The organism is Stenotrophomonas sp. G106K1 (assembly GCF_037969685.1).
GTDB lineage: Bacteria > Pseudomonadota > Gammaproteobacteria > Xanthomonadales > Xanthomonadaceae > Stenotrophomonas > Stenotrophomonas lactitubi.
This window is the reverse complement of the sequence record NZ_JBBPFR010000023.1, coordinates 17,604-43,144: the sequence shown is the minus strand read 5'-3', so window position 1 is coordinate 43,144 and position 25,541 is coordinate 17,604. Positions and strand designations below refer to the sequence as shown.

The 25,541-nt window shown below is 67.7% G+C and carries 22 protein-coding genes; 11 read left to right on the top strand and 11 right to left on the bottom strand.

The genetic code is table 11. From position 1 onward, the window contains the following. Window position 1: 1 nt before the first annotated feature. Window positions 2-1,150, top strand: a complete 1,149-nt coding sequence (locus WKB25_RS17250) for an acyl-CoA desaturase (RefSeq protein ID WP_340571924.1) — start codon at window positions 2-4, stop codon at window positions 1,148-1,150. A gap of 4 nt (window positions 1,151-1,154) precedes the next feature. On the opposite strand, the gene WKB25_RS17245 is transcribed toward WKB25_RS17250, so the two are convergent. From WKB25_RS17245 to WKB25_RS17225, 5 genes are all read right to left on the bottom strand, one after another. After that, window positions 1,155-1,493 carry a tetratricopeptide repeat protein gene (locus tag WKB25_RS17245; protein ID WP_340571923.1) on the bottom strand — a complete coding sequence of 113 codons (339 nt, stop codon included), beginning with the start codon at window positions 1,491-1,493 and terminating at the stop codon, window positions 1,155-1,157. Continuing rightward, window positions 1,493-2,068, bottom strand: a complete 576-nt coding sequence (locus WKB25_RS17240; protein ID WP_340571922.1) for a flavin reductase family protein — start codon at window positions 2,066-2,068, stop codon at window positions 1,493-1,495. Before WKB25_RS17240 ends, WKB25_RS17245 begins: the two co-directional genes overlap by 1 nt. Next, the gene (locus tag WKB25_RS17235; protein ID WP_340571921.1) at window positions 2,065-2,694 is read right to left on the bottom strand and encodes a superoxide dismutase; all 630 of its coding nucleotides are present in this window, start codon (window positions 2,692-2,694) and stop codon (window positions 2,065-2,067) included. Before WKB25_RS17235 ends, WKB25_RS17240 begins: the two co-directional genes overlap by 4 nt. A 221-nt stretch (window positions 2,695-2,915) precedes the next feature. Continuing rightward, entirely contained in the window at window positions 2,916-4,439 is a 1,524-nt protein-coding gene (locus WKB25_RS17230) for a thioredoxin family protein (protein WP_340571920.1), read from the bottom strand. Window positions 4,440-4,580: 141 nt separating this feature from the next. Continuing rightward, window positions 4,581-5,060 carry a GNAT family N-acetyltransferase gene (locus tag WKB25_RS17225; RefSeq protein WP_340571919.1) on the bottom strand — a complete coding sequence of 160 codons (480 nt, stop codon included), beginning with the start codon at window positions 5,058-5,060 and terminating at the stop codon, window positions 4,581-4,583. A 54-nt stretch (window positions 5,061-5,114) separates the two neighbouring features. On the opposite strand from WKB25_RS17225, the gene WKB25_RS17220 reads away from it, so the two are divergent. The 9 genes from WKB25_RS17220 to WKB25_RS17180 all read left to right on the top strand — a co-directional run bounded on the left by WKB25_RS17220 (window position 5,115) and on the right by WKB25_RS17180 (window position 16,202). Then, window positions 5,115-6,044 carry a TIGR03571 family LLM class oxidoreductase gene (locus tag WKB25_RS17220; protein WP_340571918.1) on the top strand — a complete coding sequence of 310 codons (930 nt, stop codon included), beginning with the start codon at window positions 5,115-5,117 and terminating at the stop codon, window positions 6,042-6,044. A 121-nt stretch (window positions 6,045-6,165) separates the two neighbouring features. Continuing rightward, complete coding sequence (locus WKB25_RS17215; protein WP_340571917.1) at window positions 6,166-6,495, top strand: DUF3817 domain-containing protein; 330 nt, start codon at window positions 6,166-6,168, stop codon at window positions 6,493-6,495. Between the two features lie 152 nt (window positions 6,496-6,647). Further along, the gene (locus WKB25_RS17210) at window positions 6,648-7,844 is read left to right on the top strand and encodes an MFS transporter (protein WP_340571916.1); all 1,197 of its coding nucleotides are present in this window, start codon (window positions 6,648-6,650) and stop codon (window positions 7,842-7,844) included. Further along, window positions 7,841-9,034, top strand: a complete 1,194-nt coding sequence (locus tag WKB25_RS17205) for an isochorismate synthase (protein WP_340571915.1) — start codon at window positions 7,841-7,843, stop codon at window positions 9,032-9,034. The genes WKB25_RS17210 and WKB25_RS17205 overlap by 4 nt, the downstream gene beginning before the upstream one ends. Further along, on the top strand, window positions 9,031-10,683 hold the full coding sequence (locus WKB25_RS17200) for an AMP-binding protein (protein WP_340571914.1): 1,653 nt from the start codon (window positions 9,031-9,033) through the stop codon (window positions 10,681-10,683). Before WKB25_RS17205 ends, WKB25_RS17200 begins: the two co-directional genes overlap by 4 nt. Next, window positions 10,683-11,315: an isochorismatase family protein gene (locus WKB25_RS17195; protein ID WP_340571913.1), complete on the top strand. Its 633-nt coding sequence runs from the start codon at window positions 10,683-10,685 to the stop codon at window positions 11,313-11,315. Before WKB25_RS17200 ends, WKB25_RS17195 begins: the two co-directional genes overlap by 1 nt. Then, the gene (locus WKB25_RS17190; protein ID WP_265953244.1) at window positions 11,315-11,572 is read left to right on the top strand and encodes a phosphopantetheine-binding protein; all 258 of its coding nucleotides are present in this window, start codon (window positions 11,315-11,317) and stop codon (window positions 11,570-11,572) included. The genes WKB25_RS17195 and WKB25_RS17190 overlap by 1 nt, the downstream gene beginning before the upstream one ends. Continuing rightward, window positions 11,569-15,447 carry an amino acid adenylation domain-containing protein gene (locus WKB25_RS17185; RefSeq protein ID WP_340571912.1) on the top strand — a complete coding sequence of 1,293 codons (3,879 nt, stop codon included), beginning with the start codon at window positions 11,569-11,571 and terminating at the stop codon, window positions 15,445-15,447. The genes WKB25_RS17190 and WKB25_RS17185 overlap by 4 nt, the downstream gene beginning before the upstream one ends. Continuing rightward, window positions 15,438-16,202 (top strand): 2,3-dihydro-2,3-dihydroxybenzoate dehydrogenase, encoded by a 765-nt coding sequence (locus WKB25_RS17180; RefSeq protein WP_340571911.1) that lies wholly within the window; start codon window positions 15,438-15,440, stop codon window positions 16,200-16,202. The genes WKB25_RS17185 and WKB25_RS17180 overlap by 10 nt, the downstream gene beginning before the upstream one ends. Before the next feature lie 97 nt (window positions 16,203-16,299). Here the strand turns inward: WKB25_RS17180 and WKB25_RS17175 are convergent, their stop codons facing one another. From WKB25_RS17175 to WKB25_RS17150, 6 genes are all read right to left on the bottom strand, one after another. After that, window positions 16,300-17,784, bottom strand: coding sequence for an esterase-like activity of phytase family protein (locus WKB25_RS17175; RefSeq protein ID WP_340571910.1), 1,485 nt, complete (start codon window positions 17,782-17,784; stop codon window positions 16,300-16,302). Window positions 17,785-17,804: 20 nt separating this feature from the next. Continuing rightward, entirely contained in the window at window positions 17,805-20,105 is a 2,301-nt protein-coding gene (locus WKB25_RS17170) for a TonB-dependent receptor (protein WP_340571909.1), read from the bottom strand. Between the two features lie 377 nt (window positions 20,106-20,482). Continuing rightward, complete coding sequence (locus tag WKB25_RS17165; protein WP_340571908.1) at window positions 20,483-20,860, bottom strand: DUF2894 domain-containing protein; 378 nt, start codon at window positions 20,858-20,860, stop codon at window positions 20,483-20,485. Beyond that, on the bottom strand, window positions 20,850-21,509 hold the full coding sequence (locus WKB25_RS17160) for an OmpA family protein (RefSeq protein ID WP_089235873.1): 660 nt from the start codon (window positions 21,507-21,509) through the stop codon (window positions 20,850-20,852). Before WKB25_RS17160 ends, WKB25_RS17165 begins: the two co-directional genes overlap by 11 nt. Then, on the bottom strand, window positions 21,506-23,770 hold the full coding sequence (locus WKB25_RS17155; protein WP_340571907.1) for a DUF802 domain-containing protein: 2,265 nt from the start codon (window positions 23,768-23,770) through the stop codon (window positions 21,506-21,508). The genes WKB25_RS17160 and WKB25_RS17155 overlap by 4 nt, the downstream gene beginning before the upstream one ends. A gap of 10 nt (window positions 23,771-23,780) precedes the next feature. Further along, entirely contained in the window at window positions 23,781-24,434 is a 654-nt protein-coding gene (locus WKB25_RS17150; protein WP_180167276.1) for a DUF3348 family protein, read from the bottom strand. 144 nt (window positions 24,435-24,578) lie between these two features. On the opposite strand from WKB25_RS17150, the gene WKB25_RS17145 reads away from it, so the two are divergent. Further along, on the top strand, window positions 24,579-25,496 hold the full coding sequence (locus WKB25_RS17145) for a M14 family metallocarboxypeptidase (protein WP_340571906.1): 918 nt from the start codon (window positions 24,579-24,581) through the stop codon (window positions 25,494-25,496). Window positions 25,497-25,541: the final 45 nt, after the last annotated feature.

Sequence of the window (25,541 nt, the reverse complement as noted above, 5' to 3'; positions counted from 1 at the left end):
CATGACCCGCGCTACCGACCGTGCCCTGAGCCCTGCCGAGATGCAGGCGTTTGGTGAGGAACTCGATGCGATCCGCGACCGTGTGATCGGCAGCCTCGGCGCGTCCGACACCCGCTACATCCGCCGCGTCGCAGCGGCTGTGCGCTGGTCCGGCGTGCTTGGCCGCAGCCTGCTGTTCCTTGGCGCGTTCTCGCCGTTGTTCTGGGCGCCGCTGCTGTGGCCGGCCTGTATCGCCGGCACCCTGCTGCTGGCGCTGGCCAAGATCCTGGAGAACATGGAGCTGGGCCACAACGTGATGCACGGCCAGTACGACTGGACCGGCGATCCCAAGCTCAACGGCAACGCCTACGAATGGGACATCGTTGCCACCGCCGACAACTGGCGCAAGACCCATAATTTCCGCCACCACACCTACACCAACGTGCGTGGCATGGACGATGACATCGGCTATGGCCTGCTGCGCATCTTCCCGGAACAGCGCTGGAAGCCGTTCTACCTGCTGCAGCCGATCATCGCACCGATCTTCGCGCTGCTGTTCCAGTGGGGCGTGGCGGCGCAGGACCTGCGCCTGGGGCGCTGGTTCAAGGGCCGCATCAGCAGCCGTGCGATGTGGCTGCAGACCCGTCCGGTGGCACGCAAGATGATCCGCCAGGTGCTTAAGGACTACGTGTTCTTCCCGCTGCTGGCCGGTCCGTTCTTCCTGCCGGTGATGCTGGGCAACCTGGTGGCCAACGGCCTGCGCAACATCTGGACCTACGTGATCATCTTCTGTGGGCACTTCACCGCCGAATCGGAAACGTTCCCGAAGGAATGCCTGCGCAATGAATCGCGCGGCCACTGGTACCTGCGCCAGCTGCGCGGTTCGTCCAACATCAGCGGCGGTTTCGTGATCAACGTGCTGTCGGGCAACCTCAGCCACCAGATCGAGCACCACTTCTATCCGGATCTGCCGGCCAACCGCTACGCGGCCATCGCCAAGGAAGTGAAGGATATCTGCCGTCGTTATGGCCAGCACTACAACAACGGTTCGCTGCCACGGCAGTTCACCCAGGTGGTCTGGCGCATCCTGCGCCACGCGTTCCCGAGCAAGCCGCGCCGCGTGCCGATGCCGGACATCATGCCGGCACCGGCGTCGGCCAACGCCGGCTGATTGTTCAGCCGGCCTTCGCCAACAGCGCAGGCGACTGGCGGTCCAGCCTGCGCAGGAACACCTGCATCTCCTTGCGGGCCTGCTGGTCGCCCTTGTTGCCGGCCACGCTGAGCCCGCGCTGCCACGCCTCGCGCGCCGCCTGTGGCTGGCCACCGGCCAGCCATGCCTTGCCCAGCAGCTTCCACGCCGCCGAATAGTCCGGGTCCAGCACCACGCAGCGGCCCAGATGGGTGGCTGCGCGCACCGGATCGCCGGCGTCCAGCCAGCTCTTGCCCAGGCCGAAGCGCAGCAGCGCGCTGTCCTTGCCGGCGGCGAGCATCTTTTCCAGCGTGTTGATGTCCATCAGCGCACCTCCACCAGGGTTTCCACCGGACCGGCCTGAAAGCGGCCGCGATGGAACAGCAGCGGTGCGCCGCCTTCTTCCTGCACATCGACGACGCGCCCGGCCAGCAACAGGTGATCGCCGACCGGCCACTGCGCGTGGCGCGTGCAGGTGAGGTGGACGACGGCACCGGCGATCCGCGGTGGCGCGTCCTCGCCGTCGTCCAGCAAGGGCACATCGGTGAATCGATGGCGCACCTGCGGGTCGGCGAAACGGCGCGCCAGGGCTTCCTGTCCGGCGCCGAGCACGCTGATCGCGAACTGGGGGGCGCGCTGGAACGTGGACAGGCTCTGCGCATGCAGGGCCAGGTTCCACAGCACCAGTGGCGGCTGCAGCGAGATCGGCACGAACGAGTTGATGGTCAGGCCCTGCGGCTTTCCCTGTGCATCACGAGCGCAGACGATCGCCACACCGGTAGGGAAATGGCCGAGCAACCGCCGCAGCGCACGCGGCGGCAGGCTGACCGACGGCACCGGAGCCGGAGCGGGGAAGACCCCTGCCCACGGCCCGGCGTATGCACCGGAGTCCGCGTTCATGCGGCCCTGGCCTGGCGGTAGCGCCGGCCGACTTCGGCCCAGTTGATGAGGTTGAAGAACGCGCCGATGTAGTCGGGGCGGCGGTTCTGGTAATGCAGGTAGTAGGCGTGCTCCCAGACGTCCAGGGCAAGGATCGGGATGTTGCCGGAGGCGCCCGCCGCTGCGCCCATCAGGGGGCTGTCCTGGTTGGCGCTGCTTTCGACCTGCAGGCGGCCATCGCGATCGACGGTCAACCACGCCCAGCCACTGCCGAACCGGGTCTGCGCGGCCTTGCTGAAGGTCTCTTTGAAGGCGTCGTAGCCACCGAGGTCGCGATCGATGGCCGCGGCAAGCTGGTCATCGGGCGTGCCGCCGTTGGCACTGAGGATGGTCCAGAACAAGCTGTGGTTGGCGTGGCCGCCGCCGTTGTTGCGCACCGCGCCGCGGATCGATTCGGGCAGGGCATCCAGATCGGCGATCAGGGTCTCCACCGGCTGCGCCGGCACACCCGCCTGTTCCAGCGCGGCATTGAGGTTGTTGACGTAAGCCTGGTGGTGCTTGCCGTGGTGGATTTCCATCGTGCGCGCATCGAAGTGCGGCTCGAGGGCGTCGTAGGCATAGGGGAGGGCGGGAAGCGAGTACGACATCGAGACAGTCTCCGTGGGGAAGGCCAGGGGTGTGGCCGTGGGGAGACTGTTATCGCACCTCAACATTGGTTGAGGTCAAGCGGCAACGAAGCTTCAGTAGTGCCAGCCCATGGCTGGCAGCTTCATACATTCCGAGCTGCCAGCCATGGGCTGGCACTACTGAACCCGCTTTTGGAACCCTCACCGGCACTACCGGTATCCGTCGAATCCTGCGTCTGGCGTCAGCTCAACCAATCCTTGCACGCGCTATCAACCTGATCACCACAGGCGGTCTGCATCCGCTGCTGCAACCGTGCCAGCGTCTCCGCACCCTTGTGCTTCGCGCTCCACGCCTGCAGCTGTCCGGCCAGCCGTTCGAAGCGCTGACGCGTGCGCTGGTGGTAGCCGGATGGCTGCTTGTCCAGCTCGGCGATCAACGCCTCGGTGGCCTGCTCGATGCGCGGTGCATCATCGGGCGCCAGCCGCAGCAGGCCTTCCACGTACAGCACGCCCCACTGCACGCGCGTGGCAGGCCCCTGCGCGCCCTCGTAGGCACGCTTCAACCACTCCAGGGCGCCGGCGGTATCACCGCGCTGCTCGGCCAGTTCGGCCAGCTCCGGCATGTAGTAGTAAGGCTGCTCGCTGCGCTTCAGCTCTGCCAGCAGCAAGGCCTCGGCGCCCGCATCGTCATCGACCTGACGCAGCGCGTAGACCGCACTGCTGATGGTGGCCTGGCGCGCATGCGTGTCCGTGGCGGCGGCATCAGCGGCGGTCACGCGCTGCTTCACCCGCTCAACCAGGGCTGCCGGCAGCGCGCCTTCGGGCTGCTGATGGCGGGCCAGCGCCAGCTCGGTCAGCGCGCGTGACAAGGCGTCGTCAGCGCGATCGCCACGTGCGGCATCGGCACGTTCCAGCGCGACCAGCAACTGCTGGCCGAGGGCATTGCTGCTGGCCGGACCGGCGCTGGCCTGCTTGACCAGCCCGGCGCCGGCATAGCCCAGCAGCTCGCGGTTGCGACGTACTTCCGCCGACTGCGCCAGCACGGCCTGCAGCAGTTCGCGTACCTGGGTGGGCGCTGTCGTCGGCTTCTCGGCTGTAGCCAAGGCGAGCAACGCGAAGCGACGCTGCAGCGCAGGTTCGGGTGCGGCCTTGGCAAGTTGCTGCAGCACGTCCTGCGTGCTGCGCTTGCCGGCCAGGCGGTTGGCATCCACCTCCCAGCCGTAGTCGCCCAGCACCTGCCAGTCCTCGGCGCCGAGCGTGGCCGGCGTCGCCAGCGCGGTCGCGAGCGTTTCAGCAACGGCGCTGCGGCGGCTGGCGGCGACGGTCAGTGCCCGGGTCAGTTCGGCCGCGTCGTTGCCGCCGGCCACGCGGGTGATTTCGTTGCGCTGCGGGTCGAGCACGATCAGGGTCGGATAGCCGCGCACGCCGAAGCGTTCGCCCCACGCCTGCGCGCCTTCCTCGTCGCCGTCCAGGTACACCGGCACGAATTTGCCGGTCAATGCGATGAAGGCCGGATCCTTGAACAGCCCGGCCTTGAGCTGGTTGCACGGCGGGCACCACACCGCGCCCCAGTACAGCAGCACTGGCTTGCCACTCTCGGCGGCTTCGTTGAAGGCATCATCCACATCGCCCTGGCGCCAGGCGATGGCGGAGGCCGGGGCGGTGGAGGCCGCCTGCGCCGTCGGCACCGGAGCGGAAGCGGGTGAGCAGGCGCTCAGTGCCGAGGCCAGCAGCAACATGGAAAGCGCGACGCGCATCGGCGGCATCTCGAAGGACAGGGTGATGGAGCCATTGTAGGAACGGTCAGGGTGCTGGCTGATGCAGTTTGCTCATGTCGCACGCGCAGCACGGCATGTGGGCTGAACCTCAGTGCGGACCAGGGTCCGCACCCACCGATGGGCTGGACCTCAGTGCGGACCAAGGTCCGCACCCGCCGAAGCGGGCACCGTCAACACCAGCGGTTGGTAGATCAGGCCGTTGAACTGGCCGACGTCACCATCCAGCACGAATCCATAGTGTTCGTAGGCGGGCACCGCGTTGAGCGAGGCGCGCACGGTCATCTGCGGGCCACGCACCTGCGGCAGCACCGCCTGCAGCAGGGCGCGACCGATGCCTTGCCCCTGCAGTTCCGGCGCGACGAACAGCATTGCCAGATGCTGGCCGGCCTTCAGTTCCACGACGCCGACCACCTGGCCTTCCTGTTCGGCCACAAGGATGTGGTTGTCGCCCTGCAGGCGTTCGGCGAACGCAGAGGCTGCGGCCACAGTGCCGAACGTGGCGATGCCGTCGGCGGAGAGCATGGGCGCAACGGCGGCAGTGAACGCCGCCATGCACACCGCGCTGATCGCGGGCAGGTCATCGACGTGGGCGGGGCGGATCCTGGGCATGCGCGGTACTTCCTGTGGCGGGACGGCATCAATGCCCCACGCTAAGCTGGCGGCATGACTGATTTCAATACCGCCCATGCCCGCCTGTTTCCAACGCAGGGCCTCAGCCTTGGCCTGATGACGCCGGTGGCCGCACACGGCCTGGCCGACCCACATGAGGCGCGACGCATCGCGCGGCTGGCCGACGATCTCGGTTTCGCCGCGCTGTGGACCCGCGATGTGCCGTTGATGGTGCCGCAGGGGCCGGATGCGACTGCCAGCGCGCTGGATGATCCGTTCCTGTGGCTGGGCATGCTGGCCGCGGCGACCGAACGCATCGTGGTCGGCACGGCGGCCATCGTGCTGCCGTTGCGGCAACCGCTGCACGTGGCAAAGTCGGCGCTGACGCTGGACCGGATCAGCGGTGGGCGTTTCGTGCTGGGTCTGGGCTCGGGTGATCGACCTGAGGAGTTCGCGGCATTCGGCGAGGATCTGCAAAGCAGGGCAGCGACCTTCCGCGAACGCTGGTCGCTGCTGCGTGCGGCGCTGTCGTCCGAACCGTCCGAGCGTGCGCCGGCGTTGCAGGCAACCGGTGGGTACGACGTACTTCCCGCGCCGGCCAGGCGCATTCCGATGCTGGTGGTCGGTACTGCACGGCAGAGCCTGCAGTGGATCGCGCGCGAAGCCGAAGGCTGGGCGACCTATCACCGCGAAGAAACCGCGCAGGAAGGGCGCATCGGGTTGTGGCAGCAGGCCCAGCGCGGCGGCGCGCCCAAACCGTTCGTGCAGTCGATGCTGCTGGACCTGCAGGCCGACCCGGCTGCGCCGGCAGAGCCACTGCCGCTGGGCCTGAAGGTGGGCCGCGATGGCCTGCGCGACTACCTGCTGCGGGTGCACGCGCAGGGCGTGGCGCATGTGATGTTCAACCTGGTCGACAACGGCCGGCCGATGGACGAGGTGCTGCGTGAGATTGGCGAGCAGATCCTCCCCGACACGCTTCGGTAGGTGTCCCCCTTGGTGGACACAGCTGTCCCGTTCGCCGGGCATGGCCCGGCGCTACCCTCGGTGTCCGGAATGTTCGCATCTGCGTATCATTCGCATTTGATATCCACTGCTGGAGCCCTGCGTGACCCACCGTAACCCGCTGCACCCCACCGGACGCCTGTTCGCGATCGTCGCCTTCATCGAAGCCATCACCTGGGCCGGTCTGCTGGCCGGCATGTGGCTCAAGTACGGCCCGCAGGCCAACGTGGCGCTGGTGAAGTTGTTCGGGCCGCTGCATGGCGTGGCCTTCCTGGTCTACGTGGCGGTGACCCTGTTTGCGGCGCTGCGCCTGCGCTGGCCGTGGTGGGCAACGGGGCTGGCGTTGCTGGCCGCGATTCCGCCGCTGGTGACCCTGCCGCTGGAGTGGTGGTTCAAGCGTCGCGGCCTGCTGTCGGTACGCGCAGGGCAGTGATGCACCTGCGGGTGCATGCCCGTTAAGCGAATGGGTATCAAATGCAAATGCGAGCCGTTATCATTTAAGGATGGCGTCGCCGCCTGACAGGGCGACGTCGCGCGGGGTGCGGATGCGCCCGGCGTTCCCTCCTTGGTTACGGTTGGTGTTCCATGCATGCACGTCCCGTGGTTCCCGGCTTGCCGGCGCTGGTGTTGGCTGCCCTGATCGGCACCATGGCGATGATGTCCTTCGTCGCCGTCATCGGCCCGGTGGTCCGCCTGCTGGGTCTGTCCGAATGGCATGCCGGTCTATCGGTCACGGCCGCGGGTGTGTTGTGGATGCTGGCCGCGCGCCCGTGGGGCCAGCTCAGCGACCGCATCGGCCGCAAGCGCGTGCTGATGCTGGCGATGAGTGCCTACACCGTGGTCTACATCGCGCTGGCGGTGTTCATCGATGTCGCGCTGCAGACGATACCGCCGGTGCTGGTCTCGGTGCTGGTGCTGGTAGGTGCGCGTGGCCTGATCGGCCTGTTCTACGCGGCCGTGCCGCCAACCGCCGCTGCGCTGATCGCCGACAAGGCACCCAGCGGCCAACGTGCGAAATTCCTCGCCCGCCTTGGCAGCGCCAATGCGCTGGGCATGGTGCTGGGCCCGGCTGCTGCCGGATGGCTTGCCTACAGGAACCTGCCGTTGGCGCTGTATGTGGCGGCGCTGTTGCCGCTGCTCGCGCTGGGCCTGCTGGCCTGGCGCCTGCCGGCCACGCCACCGGTGGCTGCCGCACAGGACCGCAAGCGCGTACCACTGTCGCGCCTCGACCCGCGCCTTCGCCTGCCGCAGATGGCCGCGTTCGTGGCGATGGTGTCGGTCACCATCGCGCAGGTCACCGTGGGCTTCTTCGCCATCGATCGCTTCGGCCTGGATGCAGCCGAAGGCGCGCGGATGGCCGGCATCGCCCTGACTGCAGTGGGTGTGGGCCTGATCCTTGCGCAGGGACTGGTGATGAAGCTGGATGTGCATCCCCGGCGCTGGATCATCCTCGGCGCACTGATCGCCGGCATCGGCTTCGCTTCGGTGTCCGCTGTGCAGCAGACCTGGCAGTTGCCGGCGGCCTACGCCCTCGCGGCGTTCGGCATGGGCTTCGTGTTTCCCTCGTTCCAGGCGTTGGCCGCCGATGCGGTGCAGGCGCACGAACAAGGGGCGGCGGCCGGCACCGTCGCGGCGGCGCAGGGGCTGGGCATGGTGGCCGGGCCGATGCTCGGCACCTTGTTGTATCGCGGCGGCGCCAGCCTGCCTTACCTGCTGGTCGGCGTGTTGCTGCTGGTGCTGTGCGTGCTGGCCGCAGCGTATCGGATGAAGGAGATGACATGAACGATTCCCTGATGCAGTGCGCGTGGCCGGAGGCTGCGCCGATGCTGCCGGAGCCCACCGCCGAAGCATCGCTGTTCCTGCTGCGGCAGGCCGATCAGCAGATGCACGCGCGGGGCTGCCGCGCACCCTTGCCGGCGGGCGCGCTGGCCACGCTGGCCGAGCGCGTGGCGACGTTCTTCGCGCAGCAGCGCGGTGGGCCGGGCCTGCTGGTCGGCGCGGTGCCGTTCGAGCCGCGTGCCGATGATGCGTTGTACCAGCCCGAGCGCCTGCTGCCGGCGCTGCCCGTGCAGTCGCAGGCAGCGCCAGCGCTGTCCGGAGCGCTGACCGCCGAGCCATCCGCGCAGGACTATGCAGCGGCGGTGGCCGACGCGGTCAGCGTGATGCGCAGGCCCAACCCGCCACTGCACAAGGTGGTACTGGCGCGCAGCCTGTTGGCGCACACGCAGCAGGCACTTTCGCCGGAAATGCTGCTGGCCCGCCTGGGCACCGATCCTTCGGTGGCGACCTACGCCGTGCCGCTGCCGGTGGACGTCGGCCAGGCGCCGGCGTGGCTGGTGGGGGCGACGCCGGAGCTGCTGCTGCACAAGCGCGGTGCGCAGGTACTGTCGCATCCGCTTGCCGGTTCGGCGCGGCGCAGTGCCGATCCGGCGGCCGACGAGCGCGCCGCGCAGGCGTTGCTGGCATCGGCGAAGGATCACGACGAACACCGCCATGTGGTGGAAGCCATCGTCGATGGCCTGTCGCCGTGGTGCAGCCACATCGAGGCGCAGCCGCGCCCGGTGCTGCACGCGACCGCCAGCATGTGGCATCTGGGAACACGCATCCACGCCACGCTGAAGGACGCTGCCACACCGGCGGCGACCCTGCTGGCCGAGCTGCATCCCACCCCGGCCGTCTGCGGTACCCCGCGGCTGGAAGCACTGCAGCGCATCCGTGCGCTGGAACCGGTACCGCGCGGCTTCTATGCCGGCGCCGTAGGCTGGCTGGATGCACAGGGTGACGGCGACTGGTATGTGGCGATCCGCTGCGCGCGCCTGCAGGGCACCCAGCTGCGCCTGTATGCCGGCGCCGGCATCGTCGCCGACTCGCAGCCTGACGCCGAGGTCGCCGAGACCGCCGCCAAATTCGCTGCGCTGTTGAACGCACTGGGCGTGCAGGACCCGCTGCCCCTGATCGAGGAATCCGCATGACGCCGTCCGCCGTTGACTCCCGCCTGCCGCTGCAGCAGCAATGGCCCGAAGCGCTGGTCGCGCGCTATCGGGCTGCCGGCCATTGGCGTGGCGAAACCTTCCCCGGTTTCCTGCGCGAACGCGCCGAGCGCCATGCCGATGACATCGCGGTGGTGGCGGGCGATGTGCGCCTGAGCTATGCGCAGCTCTGGCATGAGGCCGGACGCATCGGCGCCGGCCTGCTGGCGCTGGGCCTGCAACCCGGTGAGCGCGTGCTGGTGCAACTGGGCAACACCGCCAGTTTCATCAGTACCGTCTGCGGGTTGTTCCGCGCCGGGCTGGTGCCGGTATACGCACTGCCGGCGCATCGCATCACCGAGCTGGCCCACTTCGCCCGCAAGGCCGAGGCCAGTGCCTACATCAGTACCGATGTACATGAGGGTTTCGATCATCGTGGCCTGGCGCGCGCGCTGCAGCTGGACGTGCCGGCGGTACGCCACGTGTTGATCGATGGCGACGCAGCTGAATTTGTTGCGCTGGAATCGCTGCAGGGCGATCGCAGCCAGCTGCCCGCCGATCCTCTTCCGCAGTCGGTGGCGTTCCTGCAGATCTCCGGTGGCAGCACCGGGCTATCAAAGCTGATTCCGCGCACGCACGACGATTACATCTACTCGTTCCGCGCCAGCAACGAAATCTGCGGCATCGACCGCGACAGCGTGTACCTGGTCGCGCTGCCGGCGGCGCACAACTTCCCGATGAGTTCGCCCGGCTTCTTCGGCGCGCTGTACGCCGGTGCCCGCGTGGTGCTCAGCCCGGGCCCCGGCCCGGATGCGGCATTCCCGTTGATCGCGCGCGAGAAGGTGACCTGCTGTGGTCTGGTACCGCCGCTGGCGCTGCTGTGGGCGCAGGCGGCGGCGACCAGCAAGTACGATCTGTCCAGCCTGCAGGTACTGCAGGTCGGTGGCGCGAAGCTGGTGCCGGAAGCCGCACGGCGGGTCATTGATGGCCTTGGATGCACATTGCAGCAGGTGTTCGGGATGGCCGAAGGCCTGGTCAACTACACCCGGCTGGATGATCCGCAGGAACTGATCGTTGCGTGCCAGGGCCGGCCGATCAGCGCCGATGACGAAGTACGCGTGGTCGATGACCATGACCAGCCTGTTGCCGAAGGCGAGGTTGGCCATCTGCTCACGCGGGGTCCGTACACCATCCGCGTTTACCACAATGATGCGGCGGCGAATGCACGCTCGTTCACCGACGATGGTTTCTATCGCACCGGCGACCGCGTGCAGCAGCTGCCCGGCGGCTACCTGGTGGTGCAGGGCCGTGCCGGCGACCACATCAACCGGGCCGGCGAGAAGATCTCCGCCGAGGAGATCGAAGACCATCTGCTGGCCCATGCCAGTGTGTTCGATGCCGCTGTGGTCTCCATTCCGGACGACTACCTGGGGGAGCGCAGCTGTGCCTTCGTGATCCAGCAGGGCGAGCCAATCAAGGCGCCGGCGCTGAAGGCGTGGATGCGTGGACGTGGCCTTGCCGCGTTCAAGGTGCCTGATCAGATTGTCTTCGTGGACAGTTTCGATACCACAGCGGTTGGCAAGATCAGCCGCCGTGAACTGCGCGCGCAGCTGCGTGCGCGTCATCTGCAACAGACAGGAGGAACGCGCTGATGGCGCTGCCCCGTATTGCCCCGTATTCCCTGCCGACCGCCGCGGAACTGCCGCAGGCACGTGGCGCCTGGCGCCCCCAGCGTGAGCGTGTTGCCTTGCTGGTGCACGACATGCAGCGCTATTTCCTCGCCGCCTTTGATGCGGGAAACGCGCCGCTGCGGCCGGCAGTGGACAACATCGCGCGACTGCTGGGACATTGCCGCACGCACGGCATTCCGGTGTTCTACACCGCCCAGCATGGCGACCAGGACCGCCGTGACCGCGGCCTGCAGGCAGACCTGTGGGGTCCTGGCATGGGCCGTCGTGCCGACCACGAGCCGATCATCGACGCGCTGGCACCGGCACCGGGCGAGCATGTGCTGGTCAAGCACCGCTACAGCGCATTCCAGCGCAGCAACCTGGAAACGCTGATGCGCGTGCGTGGCCGCGACCAGCTGCTGATCACCGGCGTGTACGCGCACATCGGATGCACCGCCACGGCGGTGGAGGCGTTCCAGCGCGACATCGAGACCTTCATCGCTGCCGATGGCGTGGCCGATTTCTCGCGTGCCGACCACGATCAGGCGCTGCACTGGATCGCCCGCACCTGCGGCGTACCGATGACCACCGACCAGCTGCTGGAGGCACTGTAATGAACGCGACGACCGAAGCCTTGACCCTGGAGCGCATGCGCGCCGACGTCGCCCGCGTACTGGATTGCCAAGCGGCTGACATCGGCGACGATGACAACCTGATCGACCTGGACCTGGATTCGATGCGCATGCTGGGGCTGGTGCTGGCCTGGGGCAACACCGGGCTGCCACTGGAATTTTCGCAGCTGGCCGAACACACCACGCTGCGCCAGTGGTGGGCAGTGGTGCAGCAGCTGCAGGCCGCGCAGACAGCATGAACGGAGCGCCGCTGCCGCTGACCGAGGCGCAGGCCGGGCTATGGTTTGCCCAGCGGCTGGCACCGGAAAACCCTGCATTCAATACCGCGCATGCGGTGTGGATTGAGGGTCCGTTGGATGTGGCGGCGTTCACTGCCGCCGCCAATCAGGCCGCCGCCGAGGCCGAGGCGCTGGCCTTGCGTTTCGCCGAGGCCGAGGACGGCCAGCCCGTGCAATGGCACGAATCCACGCGGGTGCCATTACTGCAGCTGCGCGATGTCGCTGCTGCGGCCGATCCGCAGCAGGCGGCGCGCGCCGCGATGCTGGCCGATCGTTCCAGCGCGGTGGATCCGACCCGCGACCGACTGAGCCAGCAGGTGCTGTTCAACCTGGGCGGCCAGCGCTGGGCGTGGTACCTGCGCGTGCATCACCTGGCCACCGATGGCTATGGCATGGCGTTGTTTACTGACCGTGTCTGCGCACTGTATGCGGGCCGCACCGGTAGCGCGTTGCCGGCGCTGGCGGGCGTGCTGGCCGACGATGCCAGCTACCGCAACGATGCGCGCCGCGACGCGGACAGGCAGTGGTGGCTGCAGGCACTGCAGGGCGCGCCGGCCTCCACCGGTCTGGCCGGAACCGCCGCTGCCAGTGACGATGCCGTGCGTTGGGTGCAGCCGGTGGACCCCGCTTTCCGCGAGCGCCTGATGCAGGTTTCGGCATCGTGGCTGCAGCCGTGGCCGGATGTGCTCGCTGCATTGGCCGCCGAGTATGTGCGCCGCATGAGCGCGTCCGAGGAAGTCGTGCTCGGCGTGCCCTACATGGCGCGGCTGGGCAGCGTTGCGGCGCGGGTGCCGGCGATGGTGATGAACGTACTGCCGCTGCGGGTGGCGGGCGGCGAGGACAGCGTCGAGGAATTCTGCCGGCGCATCGGGCGCCAGCTCAGCCAGGGCCGCAAGCATGGCCGCTACCGTGGCGAGCAGCTGCGCCGTGACCTCGGGCTGGTCGGCGCACAGCACCGCCTGCATGGGCCGTTGATCAACGTGCAGCCCTTCTACAAGCCGCTGACGCTGCCAGGTGTGCAGGCCTCGCTGGAGGTGCTCAGCACCGGGCCGGTGGACGACCTGACGCTGGGCTTCCGTGGCGATGGACAGACCCTGCTGGATCTGGAGATTGAAGCGAACCCCGCCCTGTACGACCTTCACGAGGTGAAGGCGCATGCCCGGCGACTGCTGCATTTCGTGTCGGCGGCGCTGCAGGCCGAAGACATCGCGGCGGTGCCGCTGGCCACGCCGGAAGAATCCAAGCAGGTCGTGCATGGCTTCAATGCCACCACGCATCCGCTGCCTGACACCACCCTGGTCGAACTGCTGCAGCAGGGCATGGACCGTGATCCGTCGGCACCGGCGCTGGTGTTCGGCGATACGACGCTGGACCATGCCACGCTGGAGGCGCGCAGCTTCGCACTGGCCGCGCAGCTGCGTTCGCTGGGCGTGGGGCCGGGTACCGTCGTCGCCGTAGCACTGCCGCGCTCGCTGGAACTGGTGGTTGCGCTGCTGGCGGTACTGCGCGCAGGTGGCGCCTACCTGCCATTGGACCTTGCGCATCCGGTTGAGCGCCTGGCGCGCATCCTGGCATCGGCGCAACCGGTCTGTGTACTCGCAGAGGCCAGCGTGCAATCCCGGTTGGCAGACGTATCGGTGCTGTCGCCGGAGCAGTGGACCGATGTGAGCTTCGCCGCACCCTGGCCGGGCCCGATGGGCGACGATGCGGCCTATGTGATCTATACCTCCGGTTCGACCGGCGAGCCCAAGGGCGTGGTGATCGAGCACCGCGCCATCGTCAATCGCCTGCTGTGGATGCGCGAGCACTACGGCATCGGCGCCGACGACCGGATTCTGCAGAAGACCCCGGCAACCTTCGACGTATCGGTGTGGGAGTTCTTCCTGCCACTGCTGTGCGGCGCGACGCTGGTGCTGGCGGGGCCGGACGCACACCGCGACCCGACCGAGCTGGCGCGATTGATCCGCGTGCATGGCATCACCACTGCGCATTTCGTACCGTCGATGCTGGATGCGTTCCTCGCTGCACCGGCCTCACAGGACCTTCAGCTACGGCGCGTGTTCACCAGTGGCGAGGCGTTGGATGCCGCCCTGCGTGACCGCTTCCACGCGAGAATGCACTCCGAACTGCACAACCTGTACGGGCCGACCGAAGCTGCTGTGGATGTGAGCTGGTGGCCGGCGTCGGCCGATGATTGCTCGCGCCCGGTGCCGATCGGTTTCCCGGTCTGGAACACCCGCCTGTATGTGCTTGACGCACGGATGCAGCCGGTTCCGGTGGACGTGGCAGGTGACCTCTACCTCGGTGGTGTGCAGTTGGCGCGCGGTTATCTCGGCCGCGACGACCTGACCGCCGAGCGCTTCCTGGCCGATCCGTTCCTGCCGGGTGAACGCGTCTATCGTACTGGCGACGTGGCGCGCTGGCGGGCCGGCGGTGCTGTCGAATACCTGGGGCGCAGCGACCACCAGGTGAAACTGCGCGGCCTGCGCATCGAGCTTGGTGAGATCGAAGCGGCGTTGCGCGAGCTGCCTGGCATGGGCCGGGTGGAAGTGCTGTTGCGCGATGATCTGCCCGGTGAGGCGAGGCTGGTCGCCTATGTGCCGTCGACTCAGGCGGACGCAGCAGCGCTGCGCAGTCATCTGCTGACGCGGGTGCCGGACTACATGGTGCCGTTTGCGTTCGTAGGCGTGGATCAGTGGCCGGTGACTGCCAATGGCAAGCTGGATCGGGCTGCGCTGCCGAAGCCGCCGCAGCAGGAGATCGCGGGGCAGGCGCCGCGCACGCCGCTGGAGCAGGAACTGGCCGGGCTGTTCGCGCAGGTGCTGGGACGTGAAGCGCCGGTAGCCGTCGATGTGGATTTCTTCAGTCTCGGTGGCGACTCGCTTTCGGCCGTGCACCTGCTGCTGGCCATCGAGCAGCGCTGGCGTAGCGAGCTGGGTCTCGGCGCGCTGTTCGCGCAGCCGACCGTTGCCGCGCTGGCGGCACGCATCGCCGAGCCGCCAGCACGTGCCGATCACGCGTTGGGCCCGGTGATCGCGCTGTCTGCGTCCGACGAGTCAACCGTGGCGCCCTTGTTCGTGCTGCACCCGGCCGGCGGCATTGCATGGAACTACCGCGCGCTTGCCCGGGCGTTGCGGCCAACGCGCGCGGTGTACGGGCTGCAATCACCTGCACTCGATCCCACGCAACCCCTGCCAGGCAGCATCGAGGCGATGGCCAATGACTATGTGCAGCGGGTGATCACGCTGCAGCCGCAGGGGCCGATCCATCTGCTCGGCTGGTCGGTGGGCGGCATCCTCGCGCAGGCGATGGCGGTGCGCCTGCACGACATCGGCCGCGAGGTCGGCGAACTGGTACTGCTCGATGCCTATCCCAGCGAGTGCTGGCGCGCCGAACCGGAACCCGACCCGATTGCGGCGCTGCGGGCGCTGTTGGCCATCGCCGGGCACGATCCTGACGCGCATCCTGAGCTGGACGACCGCGCGCGCATCCTCGCCTTCCTGCGGCGCGGCGGCAGCGCGCTGGGCAGCCTGCCCGAGGTGGTGCTCGACGGCGTAGTGCGGGCGGTGACCGGAACCAATCGACTGATCCGCGAGCACCAGCACCGGCCCTTCGTGGGAACGCTGGCGCATGTGCGCGCCGGACGCGATCATCAGGCACGGCCGCAGCTGCAGTCCGCCCTGTGGAAGGCTCATGCGCTGCAGGTGGATGCCATCGAGCTGCCGTTCCTGCACGCCGAACTGACCGGGCGCGATGCGGTGGCGCAGCTGGCACCGTGGTTGTCGGCGCGTCTGCAGCAATGGGACAGGCAACAGGAGAATGCAACGTGCGGTTGACCGGTTTTGAAGGAAACGTCGCGCTGGTGACCGGCGCAGCCGGCGGTATCGGCGCGGCGCTGGTGGGGCAGCTGCTGGACGCAGGATGCCGGGTCGTGGCAACCGATCGTGAGCGGCCTGCGCTGGCAACCGACGATGGGCGCGTGCAGGCCTTCGCACTGGACGTCACCGACGGCGCGGCCGTGGACGCCCTGGTTGACCAGGTGGAAGCCACGGTGGGACCGATCATGTTGGCGGCCAGCGTGGCTGGTGTGTTGCATGTCGGCGAGGTCGTGGACACCAGTGACGCGGATTGGCGCAGGGTGTTCGCGGTCAATGCCGACGGTGTGTTCCATGTCGGTCGCGCACTGGCGAGGGTAATGTCGCCGCGCCGACAAGGTGCCATCGTGACCGTCAGCTCCAACGCGGCGGGTGTGCCACGGCATGGCATGGCTGCCTATGCGGCCTCGAAGGCGGCGGCGACGATGTTCACCCGCTGCCTGGGCCTGGAGCTGGCGCCGCTGGGCATCCGCTGCAACATCGTTGCGCCGGGCTCCACGCTGACCCCGATGCAGACCGGCATGTGGGAAGACGAGCAGGGCGCGGCGCGGGTGATTGCTGGCAATCCGGCCACCTACAAGGCCGGCATTCCGTTGCGCAAGCTGGCCACGCCGGAGGACATCGCACAAGCGGTGATGTTCCTGTTGTCCGATCAGGCAGGACACGTGGCGATGAGTGACCTGTACGTGGATGGTGGCGCCACGCTGCGCGGGTAGGAATGCACTCTGTAGAGCCGAGCCCATGCTCGGCTTATTACTCAATGCGGGAACATTCCGTGCAGAGCAGCCGAGCATGGGCTCGGCCCTACAGAATCTATCGGGGCGTGACGGGTAGTGGCTGCGGCAGGGTGAGCCGATACACCAGCACCCGGTTGTCGTTGTCGTACGCGCTGTCGCAGTGCTCGCCCTGCATGCGGCAGCTGCGGGCGATGAAGTCGTTGTCGTTGCCAATCAGCAGCAGTACGTCGTTCGGATGCCCTGGATCAAGCGCCGGCAGCACGTCCATCGCCTCCCATTTCTCCGACAGCAGTCCCAAGTGCGGGCCGCGCCCTGTATCCAGATCCAGCCCGGCCCGGGCCAGTTGTGGCCGGTCGAGCAGGTTCAGCACCTCTTTGACGTGGGCGGGTACGACGCCGGTCTTCAAGATCGCATCAGCCGGATCGGCCAGCACCGATGCCGTGCCGGTCTCATATTCCGTATCCACCAGATTGGACGCCTGCGCCACGTTCACCAGCAGCACCGATTTGTAGACGATCGGGTCGTTGCCATCCTTGCCCAGTCCATTGCCATCGCGCGCCAGCATCAGGAAACGCTCGTTGTCCAGCGCTCGCAGCTCGCTCTGTGCAGCGGTACGGTCGAGCTTGCCTTTGCCGTCATGGGCGTAGGCGGGCAGGATCATCACATGGTGGCCCACTGGTTGCGTCGGCGTCGGGTTGGCAGACACGTCGTAGACCAGCACGCGGGTATTGATGCGGCCGGCGGCATTGCCCGCCGCACTGTCCTGGATGAGTGCGCTCTGCAGGGCAACGAACAGCCGTGTGCCGTCGGGCGACAGGCTCATGCCTTCCACGCCCTGGTTGTTGCGGCGCCCGGTCTGCGGCGCGGCCAACGATCCAAAGGCAGGCATGCCATCACGTTGTGGCCGGATCGCCAGCGGCGGCACGATCACTCCCTGCAGCTGGCCCTGTGCATCGAAGTAGTAGACGTTGGCGGTGTACTCGTCGCCGATGTAGAAGTGGCCGTCGGCAGTGAACTGCAGGGATTCCGCATCGAGCGCGACCTTGCCGGCCCCCGGGCCCACGGCGGGCGAGGGCAGCACCACGCCACGCTGGTTGATCGTGTGCTCACCCGGGTCGGCACCGGTGAAGGGCTGGCCGTTGTAGTCCTTCAGTACCAGCCCCTTGTCGGGCGCCATCGTCACCACGCCGAAGCCCTTGGACGTCCCCTGCGGCCAGTCGATGCGCAGCTTCATGCGCTCCAGGCGGCCGGCGTAGTCGTAGAACAGGCCGGCCTCCGGATCGTTGCGGCCGCGGTCCGGCAACGTCCACAGCACCCCCTCGTAACCCCGCGCGGTGCGCCGCCACGTGCCCGGCTGTATCGCCAACGACGAGAACGAGCCCAGCGTATCGCCGAGGAAGTCCACGGTGCCTGCCGGCAATCGCCCGGCGGCGACCAATCCCTTGTCCACGTAGGTGAAGCTGCCTACGTCCACCGCGCGTGGTGGCATGCCGCGGGCTTCATGCGGTGCGTTGTAGCCGCTGACCGAGAGCGCGGCCAACAGCAAGGCAGTAGCGGACATGGTGACTCCTCGGCCGGTGATCAGAAGCGGATGTCGATGGTACCGAACACCTGGCGCGGTGCCGACGCATGGAACACGTACAGCTTGCCCGACGGGTCGCTGGGTGCGAACACGCTCGAATCCAGGTTGCTGGCGTAGCGCTTGTCGCCCAGGTTGGTGACATTCAGCGACAGGCGCATGCCCTTGGCGAAGCCAACCTGGCCGAAATCGTAGCCACCGGCCAGGTCGAACACGGTGAAGCCGCCGAAGCCCTGGTCGTTGGTATAGGTGTAGAAGCGCTCGCCGGTGTACTTGCCGCGCAGGCTGGCAAACCAGCCGTTGTCGCGCCAGGTGATCTCGGTGGCCAGCAGCTGCTTGGGCGTGTCGGTCTGGATCCTGCCCTTGATCTGCTGCTCGACGCCAGCCTGGATGTAGTTGGAGGCATACGTCGAGCGGTTCAGCGACGCCGAGGTGTACCAGCTGAAGTGCTCGTTCGGTGTCCACAACACGGTCAGTTCGGCACCGCGGCTGTCGACGCCGCCGACGTTGTAGAAGCGATTACCGCAGGTCGGTCCGACCGGCTGCCGCGAGTCGCAGGGGTTGTACTGCAGCAGGCGGTTGTCGAAGCGCACGCTGTAGGCAGCGACCGATGCCTGCAACGTATCGGTGACGAAGCGATAGCCCGCCTCCAGCGAGCGTGATTCTTCCGGCTTCAGGTTGCCCTGCGCGTTCCAGGTGGCCTGGCTGACCGCCTGTGGGCCCAGCTTGAAGCCGCCCTGGAACATGGCGATGTTCTCCGCATAGCTGGCGAACACTTCGTGATGCTCGCTGAGGCGGAAGTTCGCACCCACGCTGGGCAGGAAGTTCTTGCTGGCCTTCAGCGAACCGGTGGCGAACTGGTTGTTCGAGCTCGGCAGGATCGGTGTCTTCGCATCACCCGGCAGCGCCTGCGCATCGGAGGTGGCATGCGGGCTCTTGGCGCCGAACTCCAGGGTCAGGCGGTCATCGAGCAGGCGCCAGGTGTCCTTCAGGAAGAACTGGTGGGTTTTCCAGCGCGTACGCTGGGCGAACACACCCACATCCGAGGGCAGGGTGTTCATGCCGCTCAGGTCGCGTGGGCCGTCCACCGCCGTCTGGTAGCGTTCGGCGCTGCTGGTGTTGTGTTCGTACCAGAGGCCACCTTCGATGCGGTGTGCACCCAGCTCCCAATCGAAGGACAGCGTGCCGCCATCGCGGTCGATGGTGTAGATGGTGTTGCGGAAGATGATCGGGATTTCCTGCGCGGTGCCTTTGTTGGACCACGCACCGCTGTTCCAGTTGTGGCCTTCGCCGCGGTCATCGTGGTGGTAGGCCAGTGCCCGCAGGCTGAAGCCATCAGCGAAGAAGAAATCACCGGCCAGGTAGTACAGGTTGTCATCGCGCAGGATCTGCCCGGCGGTGAATGCGCCGTCGGCGTCCTTGTCCGGACCGCTGTTGTCGCACTTCTTAGCGTTGAGGCTGGTGGTGTTGCAGTAGGCCTTGGCCACGGCCTTGTTCCAGTCCGGTGCGTAGCCGCCCCAGTCCCAGCCCAGGCCGCGGGACATCTCGTCCTTGGACAGGTAGAAGTAGTCGGCCTGGCTGGTGCGCGAGGTGTCGACGAAGCCGGTGATCTGGCCGCTGCCGAAATTCCACACGCCCTTGGCGTTGAACTGCCTGGTGGTGGATTTGTTGTAGGCAGTCTGGTCGTTCCACAGATCGGAGACGGCATTCATGCCGGAGACGTAGCCGGAGAAGCCGTTGTACTCGCCGCTGTCCACGCGCACGAAGGTGCGGCGGTTGGCATCGCTGCCGAAGGTCTGCACCACGCGGCCGCCCAGTTCCTGCGCCGGACGGTCGGAGGTATAGGAAATGGTGCCGCCGAGGTTGCTGGTGGACGGCGTGCCGAGGCTGCCGATGCCCACCGCCAGCTCGGCGCCCGCCATGTTCTCGCTGATCAACGCACGGTTGATGGTCAGGCCGTTGTAGTTGTTGTACGCGCCATCGCCCAGCGGCACGCCGTCCAGTGTGTAGCCCAGCCGGGTGGAGTTGAAGCCGCGCAGGCTCAGGGTCATCGACTGTTCGTTGGTACCCAGCGCGTCGGCCGACTGCGCGTTGACGCCCGGCAGCAGGTTCAGCGTTTTCTGCAGGCTGGTGCCTGGCGGCAGGATGTCCAGGTTCTCGCGGGTGATGCGCTGCACCTGGCGCGCCTCGCCACTGCCGATGACTGAAACGGCATCGAGGTCGGTGGCTGACGGCGCCTGCTGTGCCCATGCGGTCGGCGCAAGGGCAAGGGACAACGCAGCAGCCAACAGGGTCTTGGTCATGGAGCAGGCACTCAGGCAGGCGCGAGCCGCCGCATGGAAGCGGAGCTCAGGTAGATGAAAGGGGAACACGCGATGCGATCACAGGCGCCGGAGGCGCCGTTCGATCAACGTGAAAATGGTGCGCTAGACAGATGACTGTCTGGTGACATGTTCAGTTGTTGTGAGGCGCGGACCTGTAGAGCCGAGCCCATGCTCGGCTGCTTTCGGGTGCAGCCGAGCATGGGCTCGGCTCTACAAGGAGCTTCAGGGGCAAGGTAGATGCCGACCTTGGTCGGCATGCGCGGCGCCGAATTGTCAATGCGTCGCATTGATGGGGAAGCGCCAACCAAGGTTGGCCTCTACCAGAATCGCCGATCGAGATCGGCGTCAATGCGCGCTCAATCCGCTTTGCGAGGCTTGCGCGTGCGCTTCGGCTTTGCTGAGTCACCGCTGCTGGCCGCTCCATCCTGCAATGCCTGCAGCCACGACAGCGTATCGACATAGTCGATGAAGTGGCGCAGATACCCGGGGCTGGTGGCCTGCATCGTGTCCAGCATGCGCTGCACCAGCACTGCCGAGTTCAGTGGGCCGCCGTCGACAGGGGCCTCGGTGCGCAGCGAGCGGCGCACCTGCAGTTCACTGCGCAGTTCGGACCACTCGCGGCGCACATCGTCCAGCATCGGCACCTGCGGATAGTGCGCAAGTGCACGCGAGCCGGCATCCAGATCGCGCACCAGCGCACGCAATCCATCCAATGGCGAGGACTCAGCTGCCATCGCCGCTCTTTTCGCCCGGCGCAGCCGCCTTGGGCTTGGGAATCGGCGCGATCTCCACGCGGCGGTTGCGCGCGCGGCCGTCTTCGTTGGCATTGGAGCTGACCGGCTGCTCGCTGCCGAACGCAGCGGCGAACACCGCATCAGCCGGTACGCCGTCGGCGATCAGGGTACGGGTCACCGTCAGCGAGCGCTGTGCGGACAGCTCCCAGTTGTCGGCGAAGCGGCGGTTGCCTTCGCGCACCGGCGCGTCATCGGTGAAGCCGCTGACCATCAGGATTTCCTCGCGCGAACCCAGGTACGCCGCCAGCGGCGCGGCAAGGCTGCGCAGCAGCTCCTGGCCTTCCGGCTGCAGCTGGTCGGAGTTCAGTGCGAACAATACGTTGCCGCTGATGCCGATGCGGCCATCCACCAGCGTCACCCGGCCGGCGGCAAGCGGGCCAGCCAGCGCCTGTTCCAGCGTCTGCAGGCGCTTGGCCTCGGCCTGGCGCTGCTTGACCTCCTGGTCCAGCCGCTGCGACAGCTCCAGCTGCACCGCAACCACGCCGACCAGGATCAGCACGAACGCGCCCAGCAGCACCGACATCAGATCGCCGAATGCCGCCCAGATCGGGGCGTGCGAGCCGCCGTCGACCTCCAGCTCGTCGCTCATGCGCTGCCGGCCTTGCCGCGGCGCGCGGCGAGCTGCTGCAGTTCTTCCATCACCTGCTTCTGTGACAGCAGGCTGAGGTCGACCACCTCGCGCGCCTGTGCCACGTAGTACGCCAGCTGCTCATCGCTGCGCGCCAGCGAGGCATCCAATGCACCGCCGATCTGCTCCAGGCGTCCCGACAACTCCACCGAGGCGGTGCCGAACCGCTCGACCGCAGACCCGAAGGTGCCGGCCAGCTGACCTACCTCACCGGCACTGCCGTTGAGCAGGGTGGCGATGCCATCGAGCTTGCCGGTCTCGGCGGCGATGTGGTCGGTGAAGCGGTTGCCGACGCGTTCCAGCAGTTCAGCCGAACCACCGACCAGCGCGTCCACCGCCGTGCGCTGCTCGTGCGAAGCGTGGTTGATCGCCTCCAGCAGGGTCTGCACGGTGGCCAGCAGGTGGCCACGCTCCTCCAACATCGCGTTGTCGCGCACCAGGCTTTCAGACAGGGTGCTGCGCAGTTCGTTGATGACCTCGGCGGCGGCCTTCGGCGCCTCGGCTGCGGTCTGCAGCAGGGTGGACACTTCGGCCAGCGTGGCGCTGGCCTGGGCACGGCCGTTCTCGCCGATCTGCTGTGCGGTCTGCGCCAGCGTGTCGCACACCTGTTGCTGCTGCGTGGACAAGCGTTCGCCATCGGCCTGCAGGCGCGCGGCAAGGTCGGTCGAAACGTTCTGCAGAGCGTCGCTCCAGCGCTGCAGGCGCTGTTCGTCAGCGGCCAACAGCTGAGCCTGCAATGCGGCATGCGCCTGCTGCAGCTCGGTACTCACCGCGTCCCAGCGTGCCTGACGCTGCTGTTCGCGTGCATCCAGGCCCGCCTGCAGTTCGGCGTGCGCCGTGGCGGTGGCGGCCTGTGCAGCCTGCCAGTCCCGCAGGCGCTGCTGTTCGTGTTGCTGCAGCAGCGACTGGCCGGCGGTGTGGCGCTCATCCAGCGCCTGCAGCAGCGCCTGCGCACGTTCGTCCAGATGGCTGCTGGCACGCTGCAGTGCCTGCTGCTGGCGCTCGACCAGTTCACTGTTCAACGCATGCTGCTGTTCGGCAGCGGCACGCCAGGCGTCGGCGTTGCCGCTGGCGTCGGCCTGCAGGCGCTCGCCGATGCGCACCACCAGCGCTTCACCCTGCGCGCTCTGGCCCTCGCTGAAGGACTGCAGATGCCGGCGCAGTTCAGACACCAGTGCTTGCTGCGCGCCGGTCTGTTCTGCCACGACTTTGGCCCAGCTGGCCTCAGTTGCCACGCGGCTGCGCTCGAAGCCTTCAGTGAGGCCGTTCAACTGTTGCTGCACAGCCTGCTCGATACGCGAATGCAGCGCCTGGCCGTGGCTGGCCAGACCAGCCAGCGTGGTTTCGGCCATCGGCTGCAGCGCGCCCCCGATGGCGGCGGCACTGGCTTCGGCACCTTCGCGCAGCGACTGCTGCAGCGAGACCGCCAGGCGTTCCTGCAGCGCCTGGCTCTGCGTAAGGAATTCGGCCTGACCGGCCAGCAGGCGCTCATTGGCGGCCGCACTGTGCTGTTCGAAGGCGCTGGTCATCGCCTGCAGGCGATCAACCAGCGCAGGCAGCGCCGCGGACTGCGACTGCAGCAGGCGCAGCGACTCGGCACGCTGCCAGGTCTGCGAATACGGATGCAGGTCAGTGGCGATGGCGCGGTCCAGCTGCTGCACCACCTGCAGGCGGTCGCGGCGCAGCAGTGCCGACAGCAAGCCCAGCATGGCCGAGCTGGCGACACCGGCGATGGACGTGCCGAAGGCCACCGCCAGGCCCTGCACCGGCGAGGCCAGCGAGCCGCGGATGGCCGCCATGTCGGTGGCGCTCTGCAGGGCCAGGCCCGTGCCGCGCAGGGTGTCCATCATGCCCAGCAGCGTGCCGAGCATGCCCAGCAGCACCAGCAGGCCCACCAGATAGGGGGTCAGCACCGGTGAGGGCAGGGCGGTGCGCTCGCCTTCCACGCGCAAGCGCACGGCATTGCGCAGGCCCAGCGGCACACGCTCCAGCCACGCTGCCAGGCTGTCCTTGGCCAGCGAAACGTCACTCAGCGCGGCACGCAGGCCATTGCTGGCCTGCCGGTAGCGGTACAGCTCCACGCCACCGGCGATGTAGCAGGCCGCAATGATCGCGGCCACCGCCGCACCCAGCGGGTGCACCGAGACATAGCCGACACCGATCCAGCACACGGCCAGCAGGCCAGCAAGGAAAACAAGGACGTGGAAAACAGTTCTGGACATGGTGTTCCGGTCAGTGTGAGCGCAGGGCGGCAAGCAGCCCCTGGATCGGGTGGAAGCGCAGTTGCAGCTCGGCAAGCAGCAGCGTGCGCATGTCGTGGCGGAAGGATGCGCGCCAGCCGGGCTGGCCGTGCACGCGTTCGAATCGGGCACCCAGCACTGCTGGGGCGGTGGCAAGCAGGCTGTGCTCGCGCGGGCTCAAGGTCTGTTCCATCACCGCATCGACCTCGGCCAGCCGCGCCAGCTCCGGCGAGGCCAGCACCAGCTGGTCGCGCAGGCGGCCGCGCAGGCGGCCGGTGGCGGTCTGGATGGCCTGCTGCAGCACGCGGTAGCGCTGCCGCAGCGAAGCGAAGTTGGGTGCCGCAGCGGCCTCGGCCAGGTCCAGCAGGCGCTCGGCCTCGGCATCCTCGCTCAGCGAGGCCAACAGGCTCGCCTCGGCCTGGGCGCAGTCGGCCAGCAGATCATCCAGCGCTTCTGCGGCCTCGGCCGGTTCAGCCAGGCGGCCATCCAGCGCCCCGGCCAGGGCCACGGCACGGCTCCAGTCCACCCACTGGCCGAGGCGATCGGTCAGGGCGGGACTGGAGGCCGGCATCGCGCCGTCGCTGAGACGGGCGAGCAGACGGAGGAAGTCCGGTCCACCCAGGACCGGCTGCGCTGCGTTCGCCATCAAGGGGGTGGGGGCCAAAAACCGTTGATTTTACAACCAGATGAGGGCGGCCGTATGAAGGCGGGGCGCGGGGACAGCAACGATCGGGCCACAGGGCTTAAAATGGTCGGCTGTACCACCGCACCCCGACTTCTGGAGCTTGAGATGACCGTTGCGCAGTTCTACCCGATCGGCACCCCCGGACAGCCCTGGGGCGACGCCGAACGCGCGCAGTGGCGGGCCCGCCAGCAGCGGCAGCGCAGCTACCACGAAGACGTGGTGACCGCGTTGGAGCGGCTGGACGAGCGCTTCGACGTGGTCCAGTACGGCCAGCTCGACTACGCCCCGGACCACTACCCGCTGTTTGCGGTGGTGAACCACGACTGGAACCCGGCCCTGCCCACCGCGCTGGTTACCGGCGGCGTGCACGGCTACGAAACCAGCGGTGTGCATGGTGCCCTGCAGTTCCTGGAACAGCACGCCGAGCGTTACCTGGGCCGCTTCAACCTGATCGTAGCCCCGTGCGTGAGCCCGTGGGGCTACGAGCGCATCCAGCGCTGGAATCCCAATGCCATCGACCCCAACCGTAGTTTCCGTGACGGCGGCCTGATCGAAGAAGCCGCCTCGCTGATGCGCTGGGTGGCCGAACGCAAGGCCAACATCCGAGTCCACCTGGACCTGCACGAAACCACCGACAGCGACCTGCACGAGTTCGACCCGGCCCGTTGCGCCCGCGACGGCAAGCCGTTCGAGCGCGACACCGTTCCCGATGGCTTCTACGTGATCGGCAACAGCGAAGACCCGCAGCACGAATTCCAGAAGGCGCTGATCGCCGCCGTGGCCCCGATCACCCACATTGCCCCGGCCGACGCCGAAGGCAATCTGGTGGGCATGCCGCTGCAGTCGCTGGGTGTGGTGTGGGGCGAGTCGCGTTCCATTGGTGCATGTGCCGGCTTCACCGATGCGCTGTATGCCACCACCACCGAGGTGTACCCGGACAGCCCGCGCACCAGCCCGCAGGAATGCAACGACGCCCAGGTGGCGGCGGTGTGTGCGGGGTTGGATTTCGCCCTGGCCAATTGAAGGCTGCGTCGTAGCGCCGGGCCCATGCCCGGCTGCTGCGGTCGG